General features: G+C 69.4%; 2 protein-coding genes and 1 pseudogene. 2 read left to right on the forward strand and 1 reads right to left on the reverse strand.

Annotation, left to right across the window (positions count from 1 at the left end; translation table 11 throughout):
* Nucleotides 1-129 precede the first annotated feature (129 nt).
* On the forward strand, nt 130-1,785 hold the full coding sequence (locus tag ACFUJR_RS38950; RefSeq protein ID WP_383181405.1) for a DUF4157 domain-containing protein: 1,656 nt from the start codon (nt 130-132) through the stop codon (nt 1,783-1,785).
* Here ACFUJR_RS38950 and ACFUJR_RS38955 read toward each other — a convergent pair.
* Nucleotides 1,782-2,672, reverse strand: coding sequence for an arginase family protein (locus tag ACFUJR_RS38955; RefSeq protein ID WP_383181408.1), 891 nt, complete (start codon nt 2,670-2,672; stop codon nt 1,782-1,784). The genes ACFUJR_RS38950 and ACFUJR_RS38955 overlap by 4 nt on opposite strands.
* 333 nt (nt 2,673-3,005) lie before the next feature.
* On the opposite strand from ACFUJR_RS38955, the pseudogene ACFUJR_RS38960 reads away from it, so the two are divergent.
* Nucleotides 3,006-3,332 (forward strand): annotated as a pseudogene (locus ACFUJR_RS38960) (alpha/beta fold hydrolase); the annotation flags it as partial.
* Nucleotides 3,333-3,415 lie beyond the last annotated feature (83 nt).

Below are 3,415 nucleotides of genomic sequence, written 5' to 3' on the forward strand. Positions count from 1 at the left end.
CCCTGAGACCGCCCCCGCACGACCGAAGTCCCGCTACACTCCCGCCACCCGGCGAAAGACCAGGTCAGACAGCGAAATCCTGCTGGAGTACTAGGAGTGGAGGCAAGCCGCCCAGCAACAGGAGCCAGGATGAAACGCGAACGCGAAAGCGAAAGCGAAGAGCCGGGGCGGCCCGCCCCCGCGTCCCGGGGCGTCCGGAGCCGGCCGCGGGCCGAGAGCGCTTCGACGGCGCCGGGAGACTCCGTACTCGCCCCCGACTCGCTCGCCGCGCTGCAACGCACCGTGGGCAACGCGGTGGTGACGCGGATGGTGCAGCGCTCCTCCGTGCATCAGGTGACCGGTTCGCCCGGGCGGCCGCTCGAACCCTCGCTGCGCAGCGAGATGGAGGCCCGGCTCGGCGCGGACTTCTCCGACGTACGCCTCCACACCGACCAGGCGGCCCAGCGCTCCGCCGCCGATGTCGGCGCCCGGGCCTACACCTCCGGGAACCACGTCGTCGTGGGCCGGGGCGGCGGGGACAAGCACACGCTCGCCCATGAGCTGACCCATGTGATCCAGCAGCGCAAGGGTCCCGTCGCGGGCACCGAGACCGACGACGGTCTCAAGGTCAGTGACCCCTCCGACAGGTTCGAGCGGGAGGCCGAGGCCAACGCCGTCCGCGCGATGTCCGCCCCGGCGCCGACCCACGACGCCCACGAGACGCGCGACCCCCACGACGCCCACGACGCCCACGAGACCCACGACGCCCACGAGACGCGCGACGCCCACGACGTCCACGACCACGCGCACGCCGCCGATTCCGCCCCGGCCCCCGCCGTCCAGCGCGTCCTGGCGCCGGGGCTCCCGAAAGGGACGGCCGTCGTCAAGCACGAGGACGACGAGGACAGTCCGATGGGCTATTCGATCGCCGGATTCAGTTTCGGGTCCTATCTCATCGCCCCAGAGGACGGCGGCAAGAAGGTCCGCGTGTCGCCGGTCGCCAAGGACTGGGGAACGGCCGAGGGCCGAGAGGAGTCCCGCAGGGCCTACCTCGAATCCCGCAGGCAGGAGCTCGATCCGGCCGTCCTCGCGGTCAAGCAGAAGCAGGCGGACCTCAACCTCGGCGAGAACTACCTCAGCGCGGACTACCGGCGGATCAACCCGCTGCTAGCCGCACTCGGCGAGGTCGGCTACAGCCCCTCCGAGATCGCGTCCCCCGACTTCTCCTTCCAGGCGAAGGAGACACAGGTCCTCGACGCGTGGAAACGCCTGGCCGTCGCACGGAACTACGCGACCGAGGACGCCACGGAGGGATGGGACGCGAAGCACCTCCGGAACACCTACGAGATCTTCGCCCGCATCAACGGTGTGTGGAGCGACTTCGACACGCCGCCGGCCAACGCCGACGGCCAAGTGGTCCGCGGCGACAGCAAGTACATCTACGACTCCTTCGAGGGAATCCTGAAGCAGGACGAGGACCATCCGGACGGCGGCTACGTGACGCTCAACCAGACGATCGAATGGCCGGCGATCCTGTCGACGACGTTCGGTGATCCACTGACCCACACGTACGTGGCGGGCAAGGAGGTCGTCTGGGAGTTCGGCCTGCCGGACGAGCACCAGGGAAGGTCGCTCGGAAAGAACAACGCGTCCGAGCAGGAGATGACCTTCCCCGTCGGAACCAGGATCAACATCAAGCAGGTGCTCGTCAGGAAGGGCGACTACGCGTCGGAGAAGGAGGAGAAGTACGGCAGGAGCGCGGCCGTGATCGTGTTCGCCGACATCCTCGGACGACGCACCCCCTAGGGACCCGTACCGGCAGCGCTCCGGACCCGCAGGGCCCGCCGCAGGCAGTCGGTCAGACGGCCGGCGATCGTCCCGGCGGGGTCGAGCCGCGGGTTGAAGATCGTGACGTCGAACCCGACGGCACGCTCGTGGCCCAGGGCTGTCCGCAGCACGTCCTCCAGTTCGGCCCAGCTCAGCCCGCCGGGCTGCCGGTAGTCGACGGCGGGCATGATCCCGTCGTCCAGGACGTCGACGTCGAGGTGGATCCAGTACCCGTCCCGCTCGGCAAGCCGGGCCACGGCGCCGCGCGCGGCCTCGCCCGCGCCGACCGCGCGCACGTCGTCGAGGGCGAGAGCATACAGCCGCGGCGGGAGCGGCCGACTCCCCGCCGCGGCGGACTCGTCGGCGTCCCGGAACCCGAAAGCGACGACGTCCTCGCCCCGCACCAGCGGCCCCCGCCCCTCCAGATCGGCGAGCGGCCGCGGGCCGCGTCCGGTGGCCAGGGCGAGTTCCATCGACGCGACCTCGCCGGTCGGCTCGACGGACGGCTCGTAGAAGTCCGTGTGTCCGTCGAGGAACAGCAGCCCGTACCGCCCCCTGCGCCGTAGGGCGAGCAGGTTCCCGAGCAGGATGCTGCAGTCGCCGCCCAGGACGACGGGAAAGCGCCCGGAGTCGAGCACCTCGCCGACGACGTCCGCCAGCTGTACGGAGTACCGCGCGATCCCACCCGGGTTGAGCACCCCGGTCTCGACGTCGCGCACCGGGTCGTACGCGGGCGGTTCGACCCGCGCGACCCGCGCCACTCCGCCGAGCACGGCATCCGGCAGCTCCTGGACCCCGGACGGCCGCAACCCGAGCACGGACGGCGCCTCGACGACGGCGAGGTCACGCTCGCCAGACAGCGTCATACGACCATGGTGTCCCCATCGGCAGGCCGTGCGCGCGTCGGTGAAATCTGCCTGCTCAGCGCGTTGCCGGGCAGCAGCATCCCCGTATCCGAAGCATCGAGGCCCTGATACCGAGGGCGGGACGCGCCGCAGCCCTGCCGGAGGTCGATCGTCAAACGCAGATGTCGAATCTACAAGGCCGGAGCCAGCCGCCACCGCAACCGGCCCAAGCAAACCCGATCTCCACACGAAGCCGTCGTGATCCAGCCACCGTAGAACAAGGACATTGCGACTAGGGCGTGTATCGAAAGTATTTTCTAGGAGATCGTCAGGCTGCCCGGCTACGGTGCGGGTATGGTGAATTTCGTGCTGGTTGCCGGTGCACGGCTCGGGGCATGGGCGTGGGGCGAGGTGGTGCCGTATCTGCGTGCGGCCGGCCACGGCGTCTATCCGTTGACGCTGTCCGGTCTTGCTGACAAGCAGGGTGTACCGGCGGGGCAAGCGACTCACGTCCAGGACATCGTTGCTGAGGTGGAACGCCAGGATCTGCGTGACGTGGTCCTGGTGGGTCACAGTTACTCGGGCATCCCGGTCGGTCAGGCCGCGGAGCGGATCGGCGACCGACTGGCCCGCGTGGTATTCGTCGACTCAAGTGTTCCCACTGACGGTGAGAAGCTCCTATAGATCGTCAAGTGGTCTGTGGGAGCTTTCGGGCGGTGTGGATCACGTGGGGTAGGTGGCGGTAGATCTCGCGGGCGACGAAC

The sequence above is a fragment of the Streptomyces sp. NPDC057271 genome, assembly GCF_042668715.1.
Classification (GTDB): domain Bacteria; phylum Actinomycetota; class Actinomycetes; order Streptomycetales; family Streptomycetaceae; genus Streptomyces.

Bases quoted from the DNA above. Each gene is read 5' to 3' on its own strand.
- ACFUJR_RS38950 (WP_383181405.1), top strand. From the start codon at position 130: ATGAAACGCGAACGCGAAAGCGAAAGCGAAGAGCCGGGGCGGCCCGCC.
- ACFUJR_RS38955 (WP_383181408.1), bottom strand. From the start codon at position 2,672: ATGACGCTGTCTGGCGAGCGTGACCTCGCCGTCGTCGAGGCGCCGTCC.